Source organism: Chitinophaga niastensis, from assembly GCF_003014755.1.
GTDB lineage: Bacteria > Bacteroidota > Bacteroidia > Chitinophagales > Chitinophagaceae > Chitinophaga > Chitinophaga niastensis.
Map to the genome: position 1 here is coordinate 881,780 of NZ_PYAW01000003.1, position 22,846 is coordinate 904,625.

General features: G+C 42.7%; 10 protein-coding genes and 1 other RNA gene. 4 read left to right on the forward strand and 7 right to left on the reverse strand.

Annotated features, from left to right (window positions below; translation table 11 throughout):
- Nucleotides 1-15: 15 nt before the first annotated feature.
- The 3 genes from CLV51_RS18200 to CLV51_RS18210 are packed head-to-tail and all read right to left on the reverse strand — an operon-like array spanning nt 16 to nt 14,515.
- Entirely contained in the window at nt 16-11,133 is an 11,118-nt protein-coding gene (locus tag CLV51_RS18200) for a DUF5977 domain-containing protein (protein ID WP_106529473.1), read from the reverse strand.
- Between the two features lie 44 nt (nt 11,134-11,177).
- Nucleotides 11,178-12,287, reverse strand: a complete 1,110-nt coding sequence (locus CLV51_RS18205) for a hypothetical protein (protein ID WP_106529474.1) — start codon at nt 12,285-12,287, stop codon at nt 11,178-11,180.
- A gap of 5 nt (nt 12,288-12,292) precedes the next feature.
- On the reverse strand, nt 12,293-14,515 hold the full coding sequence (locus tag CLV51_RS18210; RefSeq protein WP_106529475.1) for a coiled-coil domain-containing protein: 2,223 nt from the start codon (nt 14,513-14,515) through the stop codon (nt 12,293-12,295).
- Between the two features lie 602 nt (nt 14,516-15,117).
- On the opposite strand from CLV51_RS18210, the gene CLV51_RS18215 reads away from it, so the two are divergent.
- Nucleotides 15,118-16,617 (forward strand): hypothetical protein, encoded by a 1,500-nt coding sequence (locus tag CLV51_RS18215; protein ID WP_106529476.1) that lies wholly within the window; start codon nt 15,118-15,120, stop codon nt 16,615-16,617.
- 47 nt (nt 16,618-16,664) lie between these two features.
- Here CLV51_RS18215 and ssrA read toward each other — a convergent pair.
- The 4 genes from ssrA to CLV51_RS18235 form a co-directional block, all read right to left on the reverse strand.
- Nucleotides 16,665-17,038, reverse strand: a transfer-messenger RNA (tmRNA) gene (gene ssrA / locus CLV51_RS18220).
- 81 nt (nt 17,039-17,119) lie between these two features.
- Nucleotides 17,120-18,451, reverse strand: coding sequence for an RIP metalloprotease RseP (gene rseP, locus CLV51_RS18225; RefSeq protein ID WP_106529477.1), 1,332 nt, complete (start codon nt 18,449-18,451; stop codon nt 17,120-17,122).
- Between the two features lie 85 nt (nt 18,452-18,536).
- Nucleotides 18,537-19,703, reverse strand: a complete 1,167-nt coding sequence (locus tag CLV51_RS18230) for a 1-deoxy-D-xylulose-5-phosphate reductoisomerase (protein WP_211302038.1) — start codon at nt 19,701-19,703, stop codon at nt 18,537-18,539.
- Nucleotides 19,704-19,792: 89 nt separating this feature from the next.
- Complete coding sequence (locus tag CLV51_RS18235) at nt 19,793-21,292, reverse strand: GH3 auxin-responsive promoter family protein (RefSeq protein WP_106529479.1); 1,500 nt, start codon at nt 21,290-21,292, stop codon at nt 19,793-19,795.
- A 379-nt stretch (nt 21,293-21,671) separates the two neighbouring features.
- On the opposite strand from CLV51_RS18235, the gene rplU reads away from it, so the two are divergent.
- The 3 genes from rplU (at nt 21,672) to CLV51_RS18250 (ending at nt 22,846) form a co-directional block, all read left to right on the forward strand.
- Nucleotides 21,672-22,028 carry a 50S ribosomal protein L21 gene (gene rplU, locus CLV51_RS18240; protein ID WP_245898819.1) on the forward strand — a complete coding sequence of 119 codons (357 nt, stop codon included), beginning with the start codon at nt 21,672-21,674 and terminating at the stop codon, nt 22,026-22,028.
- 51 nt (nt 22,029-22,079) lie between these two features.
- Nucleotides 22,080-22,358 carry a 50S ribosomal protein L27 gene (gene rpmA, locus CLV51_RS18245; RefSeq protein ID WP_079468897.1) on the forward strand — a complete coding sequence of 93 codons (279 nt, stop codon included), beginning with the start codon at nt 22,080-22,082 and terminating at the stop codon, nt 22,356-22,358.
- Between the two features lie 65 nt (nt 22,359-22,423).
- Nucleotides 22,424-22,846, forward strand: coding sequence for a histone (locus CLV51_RS18250; protein ID WP_106529480.1), 423 nt, complete (start codon nt 22,424-22,426; stop codon nt 22,844-22,846).

A 22,846-nucleotide genomic window follows, 5' to 3' on the forward strand; every position in this document is an offset into this window, starting at 1 on the left:
TATAATCAGTTAATATTATTTGACAGTAAACGCGCTATTGGGGGCGATTACGAATGTATACGTGAGTCTATAATGTTCAGTAGGTACTACTTCCATATTACCCTCCCATTTTCGATAGTCGATGTTAGTAGTAAAATTAAATGAACTCTTCAGTAGCATAGATGAACCATTTATGGTATAGGCTTCCGTAGTTGGTGTAGTACTACTATTATAGCTGCCTGAACTAGCGTCATCCCAGGACTCGCTTTTGGATGTAACATTCAGTATTATCGGTAAATTGGTAACACTAAGCGGCACAGTACATGCTGCATCTGAATAGAAGCTTATAACAAGATCTCCTCTCCAGTAACTCGCATTTTCAGTCTCATTTGTCTCAGTTACATAATCATAAGATGGATAACTAAGTTTTGCATAAGCTGCCTGGCAGGTACCATTCGCATTCGCATAAGCCTGTCCGTTACTATTGATATCAGTCTGCGCTTTATTATCTGCATCTGCCTGGCTTATTATTGAACTATATTTCGCAGCAGGCACAGTATAAGTTATTGTAGATCCTATTCCACCTGCACAATTATTCTTTGTAAATGGCTGACTTTTCGCAGCATTATAAAACGTACAGATACCATTGGTATTCGCATAAGCCTGACCATTGGCTGTAATATCTGCCGTTGCTTTAGCATCTGCATCCGCCTGACTGATAGTTGAACTGTATTTTGCTGCGGCTACGGTATAGGTTACTGAAGAGCCGGTGCCACCTGCTGCACAATTATTACGTGTGAATGCCTGACTTTTTACAACGTTATAAAATGTACAGATACCATTGGTATTCGCATAAGCCTGACCATTGGCTGTAATATCTGCCGTTGCTTTAGCATCTGCATCCGCCTGACTGATAGTTGAACTGTATTTTGCGGCGGCTACGGTATAGGTTACTGAAGAGCCGGTACCGCCTGCTGCGCAATTATTACGCGTGAATGCCTGACTTTTTACAACGTTATAAAATGTACAGGTACCATTGGTGTTGGCATAAGCCTGGCCATTGGCTGTAATATCTGCCGTTGCTTTAGCATCTGCATCCGCCTGACTGATAGTTGAACTGTATTTTGCTGCGGCTACGGTATAGGTTACTGAAGAGCCGGTGCCGCCTGCTGCACAATTATTACGCGTGAATGCCTGACTTTTTACAACGTTATAAAATGTACAGGTACCATTGGTGTTGGCATAAGCCTGACCATTGGCTGTAATATCTGCCGTTGCTTTAGCATCTGCATCCGCCTGACTGATAGTTGAATTATATGCGGCAGCTGCTACGGTATAGGTCACGGAAGAGCCGGTGCCACCTGCTGCACAATTATTACGTGTGAATGCCTGACTTTTTACAACACTATAAAATGTACAGGTACCATTCGCATTCGCATAAGCCTGACCATTGGCTGTTATATCTGCCGTTGCTTTACCATCTGCATCCGCCTGACTGATAGTTGAACTGTATTTTGCTGCGGCTACAGTATAGGTTACGGAAGATCCGGTGCCCCCTGCTGCACAATTATTACGCGTGAATGCCTGACTTTTTACAACACTATAAAACGTACAGGTACCATTCGCATTCGCATAAGCCTGACCATTAGCAGTAATATCTGCCGTTGCTTTACCATCTGCATCCGCCTGACTGATAGTTGAACTGTATGTTGCTGCTGCTACAGTATAGGTTACTGAAGATCCGGTGCCACCTGCTGCACAATTATTACGTGTGAATGCCTGGCTTTTTACAACGTTATAAAACGTACAGGTACCATTGGTGTTGGCATTAGCCTGACCATTGGCTGTAATATCTGCCGTTGCTTTACTATCTGCATCCGCCTGGCTGATAGTTGAATTATATGCGGCGGCTGCTACGGTATAGGTTACTGAAGAGCCGGTACCGCCTGCTGCGCAATTATTACGCGTGAATGCCTGGCTTTTTACAACGTTATAAAATGTACAGGTACCATTGGCATTGGCATAAGCCTGACCATTGGCTGTAATATCTGCCGTTGCTTTAGTATCTGCATCTACCTGACTGATAGTTGAACTGTATTTTGCGGCGGCTACAGTATAGGTTACTGAAGACCCGGTGCCGCTGGCTGCACAATTATTACGCGTGAATGCCTGGCTTTTTACAACATTATAAAATGTACAGGTACCATTGGTGTTGGCATAAGCCTGGCCATTGGCGGTAATATCTGCCGTTGCTTTATTATCTGCGTCCGCCTGACTGATAGTTGAATTATATGCAGCAGCGGCTACAGTATAGGTTACTGAAGATCCAGTGCCGCCTACTGCGCAATTATTACGCGTGAATGTCTGGCTTTTTACAATGTTATAAAATGTACAGGTACCATTGGTATTCGCATAAGCCTGACCATTGGCTGTAATATCTGCCGTTGCTTTAGCATCTGCATCTGCCTGACTTACGATTGAACTGTATGTTGCTGCTGCTACGGTATAGGTTATTGAAGATCCAGTGCCGCCTGCTGCACAATTATTACGCGTGAATGCCTGGCTTTTTACAACGTTATAAAATGTACAGATACCATTGGTGTTGGCATAAGCCTGACCATTGGCTGTAATATCTGCTGTTGCTTTAGCATCTGCATCTGCCTGACTTACGATTGAACTGTATGTTGCTGCTGCTACAGTATAGGTTACTGAAGATCCGGTGCCGCCTGCTGCGCAATTATTACGCGTGAATGCCTGGCTTTTTACAACGCTATAAAACGTACAGGTACCGTTAGTGTTGGCATAAGCCTGACCATTAGCTGTAATATCTGCTGTTGCTTTAGCATCTGCATCTGCCTGACTGATAGTTGAACTGTATGTTGCTGCTGCTACAGTATAGGTTACTGAAGATCCGGTACCTCCTGCTGCGCAATTATTACGCGTGAATGCCTGGCTTTTTACAACGTTATAAAACGTACAGATACCATTCGCATTCGCATAGGCCTGGCCACCAGCATTCACTTTCGCCATTGTTTTACTATTGGCATCTGCTACGCTGATCGCAGAAGAATCGGTATTAGCCGGAAGCGTATAAGTAACTGTTGAACCAACTCCACCGGTGCAATTATTTCTGGTAAACGTACCGCTCTGCGCTACATTATAGTACTTACACGTACCGTTCACATTTGCATAGGCCTGGCCACCGGCATTCACTTTCGCCATTGTTTTACTGTTGGCATCAGCTATACTGATATTAGAAGAATCGGTATTAGCCGGAAGTGTGTAAGTAACTGTTGAGCCAATACCGCCAGTGCAGTTATTCCGGGTAAATGTACCGCTCTGCGCTGTGTTGTAGTAGGTGCAAATGCCGTTCGCATTCGCATATGCCTGACCACCAGCATTCACTTTCACCAATGTTTTACTATTGGCATCCGCTATACTGATATTAGAAGAATCGGTATTAGCCGGAAGCGTATAAATAACTATTGAGCCAACTCCACCAGCACAGTTGTTTCGGGTAAATGTTCCGCTCTGCGCAACATTGTAGTAGGTACAAATGCCGTTCGCATTCGCATAGCCCTGGCCACCGGCATTCACTTTCGCCAATGTTTTACTATTGGCATCAGCTATACTGATATTAGAAGAATCGGTGTTAGCAGGAAGTGTGTAAGTAACTGTTGAGCCAACTCCACCGGTGCAATTATTTCTGGTAAACGTACCGCCTTGCGCTGTGTTGTAGTAGATACAAATGCCATTCGCATTCGCATAGGCCTGGCCACCAGCATTCACCTTCGCCAATGTTTTACTGTTGGCATCAGCTATACTGATATTAGAAGAATCTGTATTAGCAGGAAGTGTATAAGTAACTGTTGAACCAACTCCACCAGTACAGTTATTTCGGGTAAACGTACCGCTCTGCGCTACATTATAGTACTTACACGTGCCATTTGCATTCGCATAAGCCTGCCCACCGACGTTCACTTTCGCCAATGTTTTACTATTGGCATCCGCTATACTGATATTAGAAGAGTCTGTATTAGCAGGAAGCGTGTAAGTAACTGTTGAGCCAATGCCGCCCGTACAGTTGTTTCGGGTAAATGTTCCGCTCTGCACAACATTGTAGTAGGTACAAATGCCGTTCGCATTTGCATAGGCCTGACCACCAGCGTTCACCTTCGCCAATGTTTTACTATTGGCATCGGCTATGCTGATATTAGAAGAATCTGTATTAGCCGGAAGTGCGTAAGTAACTGTTGAGCCAACTCCACCGGTACAGTTGTTGCGGGTAAATGTTCCGCTCTGCGCAACATTGTAGTAGGTACAAATGCCATTCGCATTCGCATAGGCCTGACCACCGGCGTTCACTTTCACCAATGTTTTACTATTGGCATCTGCTACGCTGATCGCAGAAGAATCGGTGTTAGCAGGAAGCGTATAAGTAACTGTTGAACCAACTCCACCGGTGCAATTATTTCTGGTAAACGTACCGCTCTGCGCAACATTATAGTACTTACACGTGCCGTTCGCATTCGCATAGGCCTGACCACCGGCATTCACTTTCACCATTGTTTTACTGTTGGCATCCGCTATACTGATATTAGAAGAATCCGTATTAGCAGGAAGCGTGTAGGTAACTGTTGAACCAATACCGCCAGTACAGTTGTTTCGGGTAAATGTTCCGCTCTGCGCAACATTGTAGTACGTACAAATGCCATTCGCATTTGCATATGCCTGACCAGCAAGGTTCAATCTTGCCAAAGCCAGGTTATCTGCTGCCGACTGGCTTACAGTAGATGAATCAGCACCTGCAGGAACCGTATACACTACAGAAGATGCAATACCATCCTGTCCACAATTATTCTTAGTAAAAGTTTTTGATTGCAGCACACTGTAATACCAGCAGATGCCCTGCACATTTGCATATGCCTGTCCTTCTATATTTAATCTTATGCGAGCCAGACTATCTGCCTGTGCTTTACTAACAACAGAAGAATCTTTTCCTGCCGGTACGGTATATGAAACACCTAACCCTCTTGCTCCTGTCGGACAATTATTAGGGATAAAAATACCCGTCTGTGCTGAGTTATACCAAGTACAAAATCCATTAGCATTGGCATAACCAGGTCCTCCTGCCACAAGCCGGTTATAGGCCTTGGAATTGGCATCAGCGGTGCTGAGATTGGAGGAATCTGTACCTGCAGCAATAGTATATTTCACCAGGCTACCAATTGCGCTATCACCACAATCATTCTTGCGGAAGGGAGCTTTCAGTTCCCAGTTATAATAAGTACACTTCCCTTGCTGATTAGCCAGGTACTGACCATTATTATCCAGGTAGTCCGATGCCCATTCGTTTACAATAGCCTGGCTTACGACTGATTTATAGGTACCTGCCGGCACAGTAATCACTACACTGCTTCCTGTACCATCTGCACCACAATAAGTGGTAAATGTACGGCTCAACGCCTCATTTCTGAATGTATCGATGATCACCCCAGCCTTTTTCCTGTCCGGCACTTTCCAGAACTCCTTAAATTCTGTAACAGATGCATTAATGATACGGGATGAATCGTTCAATACAAAGGCATAGCTATTGCCATTCTTCACAAGTGGATTGCGAAGCATAGCAACACTTCCGGCACCTGCTGCAATATTTCTTCTGCCTGAACGGGTTATTTTAAGGGAAATATCACTACCGGTAAGTGGGGAACCATCCTGGTTAACAAAATAAATATCCGGAGCACTGCCCTTCAGCATATTGGCATTTACCACCCATACTTTATAGGCAGCAGGCCAGCGGGCTATTTCAGGTTCACATTCAGTACCTGCCACTTTTCGTTTAGAGAATACCAGCAATTCATCACCGGTGAAAAAATAATCATTTGCATTGCCCTGCAAACCGTTGATGATCCGTCCTTCCTTAATATCGATATGATCCATTACTACACCCACATTCTTGTATGCACCACTCATCCCTTCATAGATCCAGGCAGCAGGATAATTAAAATTATATACGGGATCATTAAATTCATTTTGTATAGATGTCAGCACCGGATCTCCTGTTTCAGTATCATATAAGAGATTATGCGTAACTACACGACTGCCTTTATCTATCACAACTACACTATCCAGTATACCATGCCTGTTGATAACTTTAGTTGCGGCTACTGAACGGAATGTATTTTCTTCCCGCTGAGGCAGGTGGATCATAGAAGGAAAAGTAAACGGCAATATACCCGCCATGAAGAAATCACCATTAACGTTCAGGTTCACTCCATTGGTAAGAGATCGTTGTTCCCTCATATCCAGCATTAACTCCAGATCCTTACCTATCAGGCTCGTATCAATAATACCTTTGGCAGAAATGGTTAGTGCCCTGTTATCAAGATGTTTTATTGCTGCCTGCTGATTATCTACTTTATAAAAATTCTCCGTATAGGTAATCCAATGATCAGGATCTGTTTCTGCATATGATGCCTGTGAACGCATCTTTCCATTCATATCATTCAATTCTATCTTAAACCCTTGTGAGATCGTCAGGAAATGTCGTGCATTAATCTTCAATAAATTACCCAGGTCATTTTTGAACCTTTTCTTCGTATCTCCACTGATGGTAGTACGTTCTGTAATGGTTGGAAAATCTTTTGTTGTATAGAAGCAGGTTTCGTCAAAACCATTAACAGACCGGGTATTCTTTGCATTGATCGTTCTCACCCTTACCTTGCTGTATCCTACAGCCGGAGCAGGAAAGAAAGATTCTCCAAGAGGCTCTTCTGTATAACCAAGATTTACCGGTGCCAAAAGACTTACCTGTTCCAGGTATTCAACCGGCATGTGCCATGGATTCTCCTCTCCTCCCAGTGCAGGTTCATATGATGCAACACCGCTACTGATATTCAATGTATCACCATTGACAATTTTAGTAGTGGTATAATTATATTCCTTTCCATAAACCGATTCACGCTGACCAGACATCTTATTCCAATGATCGTAACTAAGAATATTTTTTACACGAAGTCCGCCACCATACTTTTTAAACACAGGGCTGTTCAATCTGGCCACAGAACGTGAGGTATCTATGTTCTGTGCCCACCCTCTCGGCCGGGCATTATCTTCAAATGAATGCAGTGTATTGGCTATATTTTCTGCCTGCGTCAACAGCATTTTAACTCCGTCCACCATGCTGGGGTTATCCCCTACATCGGATCCGGGGTAGGCTTTGGATGGCAGGTTTAATTTAAGAAACTGAAAGGCCGCCTTTACCAATGGGCTGTTGCTTCCGCCTTCATTTCCCCTTTTATCAATACCCGACAATTTTACCCATATAGTATTACCATTATTGATGTAACCATATCCTCCGTTTGCATCCAGCCTGGCATAACATGGCACAAATTCACTACCATCGCCAAATTTGTCGGATGGCATATTCACAAACAGCCGGAAGTATATTTTACTGATACCTTCCAGATAGCGGGCATATACCTCATCATTGGAATGCACCTGGTACGGTACATTAATAGCAACGTACATGTAATCTTCCGCAGGCAGCCCTCCATACATTCTGCCGGATATATCCTGCAGAGAAGAAGGTGCGTTTTTACTGAAGCCTGCTACCTTACACATCTGCATAGCACGCTTGTTCTGTACATATGCATAGTCATCACTTTCGTAATTGATCTTCAAACGGCCTCCTGATGGCATCACTATTGAATCGAGTGTCCATGCCGCAACATTGGCGGCTGCAACAGTGCTGTCCTGTAAAGCATAAGGGTAATCGGAGTTTGTAATCAGGTTAGCAGCCGTAGAGCCAGGGTTTTGCAAAGGATCCTTATAATTGCCCCAACGATCATACTTACGTGCAGAATAAGAAGGATTCAGCTTATTATAATTGAATACATATGCATTCCTGCGGTTCTTGTCATTACCATTATAACTAAACCATATTCGCTTCAGGGTTAGTTTCCCTGTTCCGGCAGCGTTTCCCTGAAATCCATTAACACCAGTACATAATTCATAGGTGTAATCAAAGTGCACGGTTTTAACTGGTGTAGCACCTGTATTATACTTCAGAAAATCAGCTTTGGTATAAAGGTCTATCTGATCAAGACGTTTAGCGCCACCATCGCTCTTAATTCCATTGGAGTCAATTTGTAACAGGTCTTTCCTGGGAGATAACCTGAATACAGCAATCATATTCTTTGATTCTATGGTGTTGAGATACCATAACTCCTTGGCACCAGATACATAACTACCCTTATCATCCCGGTAATCTGTTTTCATTCCTTCATTGTAGGTAGCGCTGTCATTATAGGGTGTACGCCACTTGAAAGGATTTGCAATACCGGCCGTTTTGGTGTAGTTAAACCTGATCGCATTACCCGGGTCATCATCCGTAATACCATCACCCGTAATATCTGTATAATCAGGAGAAAGTATACCCGTCAACAGGAAAGAATGGGCATACGCCGGCATAAACTCTCCACTGTAATAATTATCATTTCCCTTATTATTATGTAATCCATCATCCTGGCCGGGTACGTATTTAACCAGTCCTTCCGTATTATTACCATCCTGTTTGTCTACAGAAAAAGTAGCTTCCTTTTGCTGCAGGTTATATACAGGAATTCCATACACATACTTCCTCCCATCGCTGTTCAGCACATCTATTTCAGAGATGTGATCTGCTTTACGGAATGAGTTGATCCGCTTTTCACGCGACAATACATTATTAACGACAAACGTATCAATGTTCTTGGTAAGGAAAAATTTATTTGCTGGAACCAGCTGGTAGTCCGGATTAGGGCCAAGGGCGTCCGACTTCCACTTCATAAGTAAGACTGCATCACGGCCTGCATTATAATAATCCACACGCAAATTATACAGCTTGCCGCCCTCCATATTTACTTTCACCCATTGCGACTTCACACTGTGTGCTGACAGATCACTATAAATGATCTCATCATTCATAAAAAACTGGAATCCATCATCTGTATCAAATTGAAACCAGTAAGTCCCGGATTGCGGTACTTTTAACCTGCCTGTATACTTTGCTGAAAAATCATCGTTCAACCATTTTTGCCCCTGCTGGTAGTTCCGGTTAAAATCGTCATTATTATAAAAATCGAGTGCAGGCACCACTCTTTCAAAGGCCACGTTGTTAAAGTCTTTGTAGTCATAATAAGTGGCCTTCAGTCCATCTCCGTTGCCATAATATTCATCTACAAATTCTGACTTACAATTATTGGTTCCATAATTATTCAGGCTATAGTTCTCTATATATTTGGACAAACCAACTTCACTGGCTTCTTTGGCAGTCAGATAAGAGATTGACTGTGTACGTTTTTCGCGGGCAGGTTTTACGACATTATTGCTGTTAAGTGTAATATCCGGTTGAGGCACCGCACCTTTGTAAGGCGTTAGCCTGTTGGTAGAAGTAATAGTAGATGAGAAACCATCCTGGTATAGTCTCGGCGTAACTACATTATCACCGCCCAATGCATCATAAAAAGAACTGGCATTGATCGTCTTTTCTCCGGGGTTTCTGAAATAGGAAGCTTCAAATGCTTTATCTGATTTCCTGAAGGCAACAATAGCTGCCAGCGGATTCTGATTGGCCCAAAGTGCCGACCTTGTAAAAGCCCTGGTATAATTAATATCCACACCTCCATGTACTATTTCACCAAAGCCTACGTCACCACTGAATCTCCTGGACTGATCACGGGTGGTAACCTCATGATCATATACATAACCGATGTCGTTACGGTAGGCCCTGAAACTTCCCCCCGTTCCTTCTCCCGAAATAGAAAATATATCATAACTGTAAGAAGGGACGGCAATATTTGGCACAGCCGGACTTTCGCGGTAAGGCACTTCTTTTTCGCGATTATAATCCAGCAATGCACTGAGGTTGTTAGCAGCTGACTGATAATTCAGATAACCAAATGCAGGCAGACTTAAACGTTTATCTGCATCTGCAATAAATTGCCTGGTAACATATCCGCTTGCAAAGAAACTGGGATGCAATATCGTAATCACGCCTCCTATCTTAAGTGTTACTGTGGTCATCTCATTTGTATAGGGTATACTGATAGTTGGCGTATATCCCGGATAAGCAAATGAAATATCAGACCCAAACACACTGCCGGTTCCTGTTTTATTTCCTGTTTTATCAGCCTTTTCTTTTTGTGCGTACTGACGAAGCCCACCAGAAAGTTGCAGCCCCTTCATCCCATATCTGGAGTTATAGGAAGTGCCCACCGACAAACTTCCGCTATAGCCACCTTTCTCCTGTGCGTCTTTACTCGGAAATGAATAACCCAATGAAGGCGAAATAGTCAATCCTTCCTGGGAATTATTGGTGACAGATAATCCTCCGGTCAAGGATCCCGTACCTTTACTACCCGCATTGATACTGGCATTCATACTGGTTTCAAATCCCCATCCCTTGTAGGAATTCTTAAATATACCCAGACTTCCTCCCAGTGACAGGTTTATCGGGCTTCCACCTATTTCTATATCACCTCCGGCACTAACACCAACTGTTTTATTTTCCTTGATGGTCAGTTCTTTGGTGATAAAGTCTTTGCCATTGAAATCATCAGGAATACCACGCAGGTTCCTGGTAATGGTACCCGGATTAATATTCCATCCAAGTCCAACCCAGCTGGCTTCCTGATCCATGTTTATCCCGCTGTTGTAACCAATTGTTACCGGATACCCGCCAACATCCAGCAAAGGAATGTTGTAATTAAAATCCCCGCTGAAGAGATCTACCATATTTTCATTTCCAGCCGAATGAAAAGCCTGCATCTCAGGCTGTGTAGGCCCTCCAAGATCAAGATGATCTGACTGACCCTGAAAATGGTTGATACCCCCGGAGGTTTTAAGGGAGGTACTTCCGGCAACATCATTGACAGATAAACTTTTACCCGCTTTACCTGTAGCCGGTAATGCGACCGGCATATGAGGTTGGGTTTCTGAAATCATGGAAGCAGGCCGTATTGCATTGCTGCTTATATGCCGTTTATAAGATATTCCAACAACAGGCAGGGAAGCCCCCAACAGCTGTGTAGGTATTACTACCTCGAGATAGATAACAGCAAGCATTAAACTTGCAAATATTTTCCTCCCTCTCGCTACTAAAGCCAGTATCATGTAAAATATATTTGTTAAGGTAAGGGCGTTGGATCAGGTATAGTTTATAACTCAGGGTTATATATAAATTTTATTTCCCAGTTCTCAGTTCGGCTGTTATACAAACGAAATACATACAGTTTTCCGGATGATAGTTTGCTCCCCCTATCGAGCGGAAGTGCTATCATATTGGTTCCTGGCTGCAGGGTTACGTTTCCATGGCGTACTACGCGGTTATTATCTTCAAGCGACAGTATTTCATACTTCGCTTTTTCATCTCCCGCATCATTCACATAACTGCATTTAACCGTGTTACCACAATTGATTACATTACCGCTACTACTTCTTTTAAGCTGTACATAAGCCGTCGGATCGTCGTGTAAAACCTTCCCGGGTTGCTTCATGTGGAAAGTCCAGGTATTTGTTTGTGCCGCAAACTGCCGTCCGTTATTGGAAGTTATCATCCATGCGTAGGTGATGCCGGTATCTAAAGCAGGAGCGCCTGCAGGATAATTCATAAAAGGCTGATGCAAACCTGAGATACGGTAAACAGGGATATTAAGTTGTACAGCCTCCTCTGCAGACTGATTCTCATCTACCTCTACCAATACCAGGTCATAATTCAGATCGGTGAATAAATTAAGGGGCGTGGGAGGTATCCAGGTAAACTGAGGTAAAAAAGCATCCACCTGCGCGTTATTTATTGGTGTGTTCAGCATAGGTGGACTTACCGGTTCAACAGTAAAGTTCACACAATCCTCTGCCATCGGGCGCGCTGTTTTATCACCTGTTATCACAACACTATAACAAATAGTATAATTCCCCGGAGGCAGCAGTGCATTGTCCCGGCGATCAGCTACCGGCGAAAGATATTCATATTCTACAGGGCTCACATCTTTTAACTGTAGTTGTTTTGCTCCGGCAGGCAGCTGAATACTGCGGGAGATACCTGTTAACACAGGTTGTCCGCTACCTGCATCAGATAACCGTATCATCAGGGTTACGGCTACAGGAGTAGTGTAGGAGTTTGTGAGTACCATATTCCACAACTGGGATTGCTGTATTATACCGGCAGGAGGTACCTGCACAGACATTACAACCTGGGCATACAACTTCATGGATGAAAGGAGGCAAAATAGCAGTGCTCCAATCAATAGGGATTTAAATCGGTTCATATCTTTTAAAATATCCTGGTATAGGTTAATCTTCCTGTATTATTTGACACCAGCTGTTTGCCGGAGCCAGGTAAAAAACTTTTATCTGCGTGTAATGCAATCTCTCCCACATTAGGGATATGCATTCTCGAATTTCCCCCATATCCCCACTGTTGCAGGTTATAAACTGTTTGCCGGTTATATTTAAGGGCACCTCCGATCTCCAGCCAGGAGAGCGCCTTCCAGGATACCTCACCGGTAACATTGTAAAGTGAATACTCCTGTGTCAGTGCAGCAGATGCCTGCCCTCCTAAAGTAAATTTTTCGAGGAAAACAGTATGACTGGCAAGTATGTTCCTGCTATTAAAATAAACAAAGGCGGTATCTGTTTTCCTGTTATAAAACCTGGAATACGTTAACATACTATTCATCATAGTCCCATGATATTTGTAAGTATGTGTAGCCGTTCCCGTTAGCATATAAAAAAGGTTCTCGGTATAGTGAGTATCATCCAGCTTCACCAGTTGTGAAGACGGCTGATAACCCAGGTTTATCACAGGCCAGTGGGGGATGCGTAAAGATACCTGCAGGCTCTTGAAAACAGTATTGCTTTCATAATTGGAAGGCTGGTAAAAAGTAGCGTAATCATTTTTTCTTATTGACCCTGTTACCAATAATCTTTGTCGAAAGAATGGCTGCTCCGCCTGTATATTCCAGGCTATCTGCCTTGATCCCGTGGTATAAAGACTGAATGACTGGAAATTATTTCCCATCCACTTATACATACTGCTGATACGTGTTTGGCTACGATTGATCAAGGTGTTGAATGTAGCCGTGTAAGCTTCATTTGTATGCCCGGAAAAATTTAACATGCTGTTGAAATTACTTTCATTGTGTTCTTTCCTGGCATTAAACGGCAATGAAGATTTGGCCGCTTCTGTAATTAAAAAGGTGTTCTTCCCCAGCTTCCATTGCACTTCCAGTGCCATTCCCATCAAATGATTATCTACTGGCTGATCCTGTGTTATAGCATTAGCACCATATAATTGTTTTTTACCGGTATAATAGGTAAGGAATACATGGTTATCTTCCTTCATCCCGATACCTCCACGTAAAAGATTGATATACTGAGGTGATCGCTGCTCTCTGACTATAAAATTACGGAAGCGATAATCGACTACCCCGCTTGCTACTGCCAGGTAATAAGAAGGATTATATTCTACCTGGACACCTGTAATACTTATATTCTTTGCAGTCAGCTCCGAATAATCTGCCATTGTTCTTCCAATACCAAAACTTCTGATAGCCAAAAGTGTACGAAAACCTTTTGGCAGTACACTGTCCGGAAGATTCATGTCACCCAACGCATCAGATAATTCTTTGTTATTCCTGCTGTGTTGTAAAACATCCATCAGGTTAGCCTTTTGCCGGTTCATTTTTACAGCAAGTAACTCATAACGCCTGTGCACCTTGTTTAATTCCTGCTCTAAAGAATCTATTTGCTGTTTATGTGCATCCACATCTGCCAACATTGCATGATACAATGAATCTTCCTTGTTTATTCCAGACACTTTTCCTGATAAAGAATCTCTTTTCGCAAGCAATGCCCGTTCCCTTGCTTCTATCAGGCGCTGTAACAAAGCTGGTGCATTCGCCTGGCTACTCAACCCGGATATCCGGTTATTTAATCTATCTGCATATTCCTTTAAAGTGTCCAGCTCTACCTGCTGTTTCATCTTCACTCTATTCCAGTTTTTTGCATTTGATAAGAGCAGGTTTTTAAAATCACGGTTAGTGTAGGAAAACCTCGCTCCTGTGAGGTTTCGGAACAAGGAAGAATTACCTGCCTGCGTACTGAATGCTACCCTGAAAGGGTACCTGTTTTTGACAGTAACACTAAGATTTGTTTGTATGGTATGTTGATAAATATCCCTTTCAGTATACGGGGTATCCACATGTGATTGATAATAAAAATCATACAACACACTTCCTTTCACAGATAAAAATGGAACATGCGCAGGAACTTGCTGATGCTGTGTTTTCCTTATAAAAACACGTACACCTGCAACATCTGTGGAGTCTGGCCTGGAATACAATGCAACTGGTACTCTTACCAATACTTTACAACCTCCATGTATAAAAAAATAGCCTGTATCGAAGGCATTCTTGTCTCCTAAAGACAAACGCTGTCCTATCGCAGGTATTCCTGCAAAGAGGGTAACAATAAGGATAACAATGTATATTTTCACAAGACTTCTTAATTACTATAAAACAGATAGTACTGGCATGCAAAGCAACTGGCCTATTGTTTATGTATATGTTTCAGGGATAATTACAAAGTAAACGGCATTCATTGGCATGTTGATCTTGGTCTTTAGGCTAATGACAAGGGTTACTACAATAATGTTTCCTTATTCAATAGGTATAATCGTTTATAAATCTGCTCAGCAAAAATATATCTTTTTTAATCACGTCAAAATTTTTTCATATTAATTTAAAAAATATTTTGCCTGGATAGGTTAGCACCTCCATACATTTCATTTTTAAAACCATCATGATATAAAAAGCATAAAGACAGTTAAAGCGGTCTTCTTTCCTGCAATATTTCTCCTGCTGAATGCAGCAAACAATCTATATAAATATCGGCAAGGCTGCAATATCTTATCTTAACAGGTCTGAAATCCAGAATTATTTTATAATTTATAGATTATAATAAGCACTAAATAAGAAGAATTAATAAAAGCCCCGGCATTTACCAGTAAAGAATTATATGATTGTACAAGCTTCCTGATATTTCAGTCATAAATCATTGCCAATTGGAAATCTTTATTAAAGATAAAACGTTAGCGATATGAAAAATCAGATAACCAAAACCAGTGAAAACACAGGTAGATCTGTTGCAGTATCGCATTCCGAAACCTCTTCCAATGATACCCCCGCTTTTCAATTCACGGATAACCGCGAGGAAGCTGTAACCCAAAGAAAGTTGCAGGTAATGGCCAATAACAGCGCACAGGTAAGGCAGCTAAAATCCTTGCAGGAAATGGCTAATTACAATCGCCCGGCTTCCGTTATTCAAAAAATGGATGGTGATCCTAAAGACATGAAAGCTGATATACCACCCGTCGCTGCAGCAGCGGCTGTGGTACCTGCAGCAGCGGCTGCGGCGACAGCAGTACCGTATAATAAAGTAGATAATGTGGGGTGGCGTTTAACAAAAAATGGATCCGTTATAATGTTTGAACTCGTGGATGGGACCACATTTTCAACTTCAGGCACAAAGGAGTTTGAACATGTAATCGATATATTATGGCAGCAAGAAAGAATAACGGAGCTGGTTAATTTAGCAATAGCAGTGAGTGCGGCAGGAAAGGAAACAGCAGATAAAGTTTCAGCAGCGATGCTGTTTACTGGTTATAAAGATCAGATAAATAATGTACTTAAAAGGAAGCGGGCTACGTATGTATCATCCGGCAGTGACCTCAATGATTTTCTGATCTATACCGGGCAATTATTTTCATGGACCCCTGAGATGCTGAATAACCGCCTCCTGCTCAATCCTAAATGGGGAGGAAAACCGAATGAGCCTAATATCATCAGAAAAAAAATAATCAGTGTAGCATTGGAAGCCAGGAAAACACTCACAAAACCCCAGAAAGATTTGTGGGAAAATAATGCGGGAGATTATACTGAAGAGTCGGATTTGGGACTTGTTGATAAACGGATAAGCAACTACGCTGCCAAGGTCAAAGCATTTGCTGAAAGCATAAAGGGAAAAAAGGTGGAGGCAATAAAACAACTCAATGAGTTGTATACAATTGCTGCTGTTGAATTGTTGCCGGAACTATACAAGACAGGATTATTTCCCCCACTGGAACTGGTACCTATGGGCGAGGATTGTACATTCAGCAGGGAAGCGTGGAAAATGCGGATCGATTATAAACCGATGCCACTGGTGGTGATGAGTGAGCTCAGTGCTTCTGTATTGCATGAAACCAGGCATGTAGAACAGGCCTGGGCATTGAGTACAATTGCGAAAAAGAAAATACCTGTCAATGCAGATATTGTTAAAAAAATAGGGAAAGGCTGTCCATATCCTGCTGATATAGGGAAACAGGTAAAGGATACTGCTACACGTGGTGAGAGTTTTCATGTAAAATGGGAGGAAGTAGAAAAATTACAGGGTATGCTCTCGCTGACCTTAAAAGATGATGCGGCTGTAGAAAGCGTAGACTGGAGCTTACTGAAAAAGTATTTTGACCTGATATACTGGTATTACAACCACCCCAGGGAATACGATGCATACGCGAGCGAACAGGTATACACACATGCTTATAAAAAGCTGAAATGAGCTGAAAACTTATGGGCATAAAAAAAGCCTTGCAATCTGCAAGGCTTTAGTGGAGTCGGCGGGAATCGAACCCGCGTCCAAACATATTCGCCGAAAGCTTTCTACATGCTTATTTACGCATTGGTGTGTCGGAACTTGGCAGGGGCGTAACAAACCAACCTTGTCCTTATCCGTTGTAGCTTCAGTATTCACTCACAGAAACCATGAATACCTATCCCTATGGGTTTATGATTCGGCGGCGGAAGTCGCATAAGGCGACAACTTCAAGCGGCTATAATGGGTGTCTAATCTCTGATTAGGCAGCCATGGCGTAGTTAGATTCGCCAATTAGAGTTTGAATATTCAGATTATCGTGCTAATTATCCAACGCACGGCATGCTTACACTTTCAAAGATCTATGCTGTCAAAACCAGGCGACCCCGGTTGAAGAACTACAAATATACGAAATATTTGATAAAAGCGGGCAGCATTGAGTAAATGCTGCCCGCTTTGCTGTTATTTTTTAGAAAAATTTGCTGATACTTCTCCAGATATCCAGTCCGTTAGCGAACAGTAACAAACTAAATAGTATGACCATTCCACCTATCTGTGCATACTCAAGGAATTTCTCGCTGGGCTTGCGACCAGTAATGATTTCATAGAGTAAGAACAGTACGTGTCCACCATCCAGTGCGGGAATCGGTAAAATATTCATAAATGCCAGGATGATAGACAAAAATGCAGTCATTTCCCAAAACATCATCCAGTTCCAGCTTTCAGGAAAGAGGTTGGCTATACTTCCAAAACCACCCAGCGACTCACTTACTTTCACTTCTTTCGAAACAAAAATCAGACGGAGTTGCTGTACATATGATACCAGCTTGTTTATACTCTTGCTGAAACCAGCAGGAATAGACTGAAGGAAAGTATATTTTTTGGTTTTATACTCAAAAGGATCTTTCGGATAAACACCAAACTCGCTTTTATCATTCAGCTTGGCCGCCAGGTTCAGCGTATCCTTTCCGCGGATCACGCTTACAATAACGTCTTCATTTTTATGCTTCTTGATTTCCTTTGCAAATTCATTGTAGTAAGGAAGTGCTATGCCGTTAACAGCTATCAGCTGATCTCCTTTCTGTACACCTACTTTGGCGGCAGCCGTTCCGGGCTTTGTGCTGTCTGCAATATAAGGGAACCGCGGTAAGGCAAATGGCGCCTTCTGCTTAAGCAACTGCCTGATGAAACCTTCCGGGATAGGGAGGTTCAGCTGTTTGCCGTCGCGTTCTACCTGTATGCTTTTTGCTTCATGCAGGATCACATCGCCAGGAATAGCATCAAATGCTTCCACGTGATGATTATCTATCGTGATGATTTTATCACCATCACGCATGCCGATGCTTTGGGCAAGGGAATCTGCTACGATACCGTATTTAGCACCTGTTGTAGGCAGGTAGCTTTCGCCCCAGTACCATAACATCATCGCATATATGAAAAATGCAAGTATAATGTTTACGGTAACGCCACCTATCATGATGATCAGTCGCTGCCATGCAGGTTTAGCGCGGAATTCCCAGGGCTGTGGCGGTTGTGCCAGCTGCTCCTTATCCATGCTCTCATCTATCATTCCGGATATTTTTACATATCCTCCCAGCGGTAGCCAACCGACGCCATATTCAGTTTCCCCTTTTTTAATTTTAAAAAGAGAGAACCATGGATCAAAGAATAAATAGAATTTTTCTACCCTGGTTTTAAATAATTTGGCCGGGATAAAGTGGCCCAACTCATGCAATACAACCAAAATAGAGAGTGACAGTAATAACTGTCCGGCTTTCACCAATATTACCTCTGTAGTCATTTACTTGTTTCTGCTTTAATCTGCCTAATATATTAGTTTTACTACATATTCCGGCAAAACTCTTTGTTAATTTTTATGGACAACTTTATATAACGATAGAATTGATAAGGGAAGCAGCATGTTCGCGTGCGGCATTGTCGCACTCGTAATAATCATGCAGGGTAGGTGTTTCTATAAATGGCACCTTGCCCATTGTTTCTTCAATCACTTCTGTCATCTGCAAAAATCCGATCCTGTTTTTCAGAAATGCATTTACCACTTCTTCATTGGCTGCATTCATTACGCAGGGCGCATTTCCGCCTTTATGCATCGCCTCAATGGCAATAGCAAGGTTACGGAATGTTTTGGTATCGGGCTGCTCAAATGTGAGCGTTGGATTGTTTCTGAAGGAGAAACGGGGAAAATCATTGGCTAAGCGGTCGGGATACCCCAAAGCATACTGGATAGGCAGTTTCATATCCGGTAATCCCATCTGGGCTTTCAGCGATCCATCCACAAACTGCACCATGGAATGTATGATAGATTGTGCGTGTATCACCACTTCAATATGTTCAGGTTGCAAACCAAAGAGCCAGCGCGCTTCAATCATTTCCAGCCCTTTATTCATCAGGGTGGCAGAGTCGATGGTTATTTTAGCGCCCATGCTCCAGTTAGGATGCTGCAGTGCATGATCCTTTTTAACATTGATAAGAAAATTGGGTTTCTTACCGAGAAAAGGGCCGCCGGAAGCAGTCAGAATTACTTTTTCCACTTTACTGAAAGGCTCTCCCAGTAAGCATTGGAAGATAGCGGAATGTTCTGAATCCACTGGTATAATGGGTACATTTTTCCTGCGGGCAGTAGCCATTACAATATCCCCGGCAACTACCAGGGTTTCTTTGTTGGCCAGTGCTATAGGGGTGCCCTGCTCAATAGCAGATAAGGTAGGTGCCAAACCGGCAAAGCCCATAATGGCCGCCAGCATCATATCAATAGAGCTCCACGCAGCCACTTCTACCATGGCTTTAGGACCGGCAAATACCTTAATGCCTTTATCAAATAATACGTCTTTTACCTGCTTGTATTTGTCTTCGCTGCCTATTACTACTGCATTAGGCTTGAATTTCAGCGCCTGCTCAATAAGCAGATCTGCATTTTGCTGTGCAGTAAGCACTTCTACGCTGAATCTGTCGGGATGCGCCGCGATCACCTCCAGTGCCTGTATGCCAATAGATCCGGTAGACCCGAAAATGGCAATCTTTCGTTTATTCATTACGGTGATTTACTTTTTTTTCAGTTAACAAAAATGACGAATCAGCGGCGGACATTGATCCGGCTGCTGTTACACCTATGAATGCCAGGCTACCGCTGTAAATACTGTGACAGCTCATCTGCCAGCTTCCTGTCGTTACTTAAACGCGGCACTTTATTTTGCCCGCCCAGTTTTCCGATCGCTTTCATATAGTCGATAAAGCCCTGTTTGCGTACAGTCCTTATCTTAAGGGGTTGCAATATGTTGCCGGTTAAAAGATCATCATAATAGATATTCTTCTGACGCAGATTTTCATCTACCTTTTTCGCAAAAGATGCCAGGTTTGCCGGCATATTTTCAAACTCTACAAACCATTCGTGGTAAGGCAGTTCACCGGAAGTTTGCACCATCGGTGCTACCGTAAACTCTGTAATGTGTACATTTTCTTCCGCAGCTGCTTTCATCAGGCTGTGTTCTACTTCTTCCCCGATCACGTGCTCTCCGAAGGCGGAAATAAAATGTTTGATACGACCGGTAACCAACAGGCGATAAGGATTTGTGGAGATAAATTTTACGGTATCACCGAGGTTATAACCCCATAATCCGGCATTGTTGTTTATGATCATGGCGTAATTTACGCCTGTTTGTACATCTTTGAGCGACAACCGGGTAGGATTTTCATTGAAGATTTCCAGTGCGGGAATAAATTCATAGTAGATCCCGGAATTGGTGTTGAGCAGCAGCCCTTCCTGCTCCTGTGAGTCCTGGAAGGCAAAAAAGCCTTCTGAAGCCGGAAATGTTTCCACGGTGTGTATAGGTGCGCCAATAGAAGCCATCAGCTTGGCCCGGTATGGCTCAAAGTTCACCCCACCATATATCAGCACATCAAAATTCCTGAATATTTCCTTGATCCGTTTGCCATTGCTGCGTTCCATCAAACGATCGAAGTACATCTGTACCCATGGCGGTATGCCGCTGATCAGCGTCATATCCTGGTTGATGGTTTCTTCTACAATCCTGTCCAGCTTGGTTTCCCAGTCATCAATACAATTGGTTTCGTACGATGGCAGCTGGTTGGTACGCAGGTATCTTGGAATATGATGATTCACAATACCACTCAAACGCCCTGTGGGTATACCTCCTACTCTCTCCAGCTCAGGGGAACCGGACAAAAAGATCATTTTTCCGTCGGCAAACGCAGTGTTGCCGGTTTCTCCCATATAATTCAGCAACGCATTACGGGCTGTATCTATATGATTAGAAATAGATTCTTTGGAGATGGGAATATATTTAACACCACTGGTTGTACCCGATGTTTTGGCAAGATATATAGGCTGGCCTTTCCATAATACATTCTGTTTCCCCTCTTTGATACGCTCTATATACGGCTTAAACTGCTCGTAATCCCTTACAGGTACCGCCTGTTTAAATTCATCATGGGATTGTACGGCGTTAAACTTATGATCTGCTCCGAATTCAGTCTTCTTGCCCGTCTTTATCAGCTCCTGCAGGATAGCATCCTGATCTTCCACCGCCCTTAACATTTCCTTCCTGATCTTATTATGAACGATGGAAGCAAATGGTTTGGCCAGCAGTGATTTAAACTTCATGCCCTTTATTTTATGATTGAAAGACTTAAAGATTGGGATATTTTCTAATAATTACGAATTGCGAATTACGAATTACGGACTGGAGCGATCTTCGCTCACAACCGTAATTCGCAATTCGTAATTATTCCCCCGATCCATCTGTATTTGTTCGTGTAAACGACAAAAGTATACAAATTTGCGTTGGTTTGTGCGGCAAGATAACTGTTTTTACGGCATCCTTATATAGCACAAAGAGGGGGATGTACCGGCCCGGTGGCGCAAAGCATAATTTGTTAAAATAATTTAAAATTCAATAAAGTATGTATCTTTGAAAAGATTAAGCTTTATCGGGTCCTTTCACATCTGTTTATACATGTGAATTAAAAAAGACCGAAAATCTTTGTCTATTATAAAACAAAAGGTTACTTTTGCGGAAATTATATTTTGGATAATTATGTTTGCAGTTGTAAAAATCGCAGGTCAGCAATTTAAAGTACAAAAAGACCAGGAAATTTTTGTACAGCAGTTACAAGGAAATATTGGAGACAAGGTGGAGTTTTCCGATGTACTGTTAACGGATAATGCCGGCACGCTGGCCGTAGGCACTGATGTAAAATCAGTAGTAAAAGCAGAGATCTTGGCTCATGTTCAGGGTGACAAAGTCATCGCTTTCAAAATGAAGAGACGTAAAGGCTTCAGAAAGAAAATAGGACATCGTACCCACTTTACGAGAATCAAGATCAATGAAATAGCTTAATTCCTTATTAAGCTAAATTTATTTATTAGACAAGTTTAAAGTAGTTATACAATGGCACATAAAAAAGGGGAAGGTAGTGTAAAGAACGGCCGTGACTCCCATAGCAAAAGGCTGGGCGTAAAAATCTTCGGTGGTCAACCAGCTATCTCCGGCAACATCATTGTTCGCCAGAGAGGTACGGTTTATCATCCCGGTCAAAATGTAGGTGTTGGTAAAGATTTTACCATTTTCGCAGTAGCAGACGGTGTTGTGGAATTCAGAAAAGGTCGCGAAAACAAGACTTACGTTTCTGTTAAAGCATTTGATACCACTGCCCAGGCGGAAGCTTAGTCAGTGTTAGCCATAAAGTTTTTTTTAATACCCAATTTTTTTTACTAACCCAAATTCAAAAAACAATGGCAACAATTAAAAAAGCGGCTGCTAAGAAAGCTGCGCCTAAAAAGAAAGCTGCTGCTAAGAAAGCTGCTCCTAAAAAAGCTGCTGCTAAGAAAGCCGCTCCTAAAAAGAAAGCTGCTGCTAAGAAAGCTGCTCCTAAAAAAGCCGCTGCTAAGAAAGCTGCTCCTAAAAAGAAAGCTGCTGCTAAGAAAGCTGCTCCTAAAAAAGCCGCTGCTAAGAAAGCTGCTCCTAAAAAGAAAGTTGCTGCTAAGAAAGCTGCTCCTAAAAAAGCTGCTGCTAAGAAAGCTGCTCCTAAAAAAGCCGCTGCTAAGAAAGCTGCTCCTAAGAAGAAAGCCGCTGCTAAAAAACCAGTTGCTAAGAAGAAAGCTGCTCCTAAAAAAGCACCAGCTGCTCCTACTGCACCTGCAGCTCCGGCGAACTAA

Coding starts and splice junctions, on each gene's coding strand:
- CLV51_RS18200 (WP_106529473.1), bottom strand. CDS start 11,133: ATGATACTGGCTTTAGTAGCGAGAGGGAGGAAAATATTTGCAAGTTTA.
- CLV51_RS18230 (WP_211302038.1), bottom strand. CDS start 19,703: ATGAATAAACGAAAGATTGCCATTTTCGGGTCTACCGGATCTATTGGC.
- CLV51_RS18235 (WP_106529479.1), bottom strand. CDS start 21,292: ATGAAGTTTAAATCACTGCTGGCCAAACCATTTGCTTCCATCGTTCAT.
- CLV51_RS18205 (WP_106529474.1), bottom strand. CDS start 12,287: ATGAACCGATTTAAATCCCTATTGATTGGAGCACTGCTATTTTGCCTC.
- CLV51_RS18215 (WP_106529476.1), top strand. CDS start 15,118: ATGAAAAATCAGATAACCAAAACCAGTGAAAACACAGGTAGATCTGTT.
- rseP (WP_106529477.1), bottom strand. CDS start 18,451: ATGACTACAGAGGTAATATTGGTGAAAGCCGGACAGTTATTACTGTCA.
- CLV51_RS18250 (WP_106529480.1), top strand. CDS start 22,424: ATGGCAACAATTAAAAAAGCGGCTGCTAAGAAAGCTGCGCCTAAAAAG.
- rpmA (WP_079468897.1), top strand. CDS start 22,080: ATGGCACATAAAAAAGGGGAAGGTAGTGTAAAGAACGGCCGTGACTCC.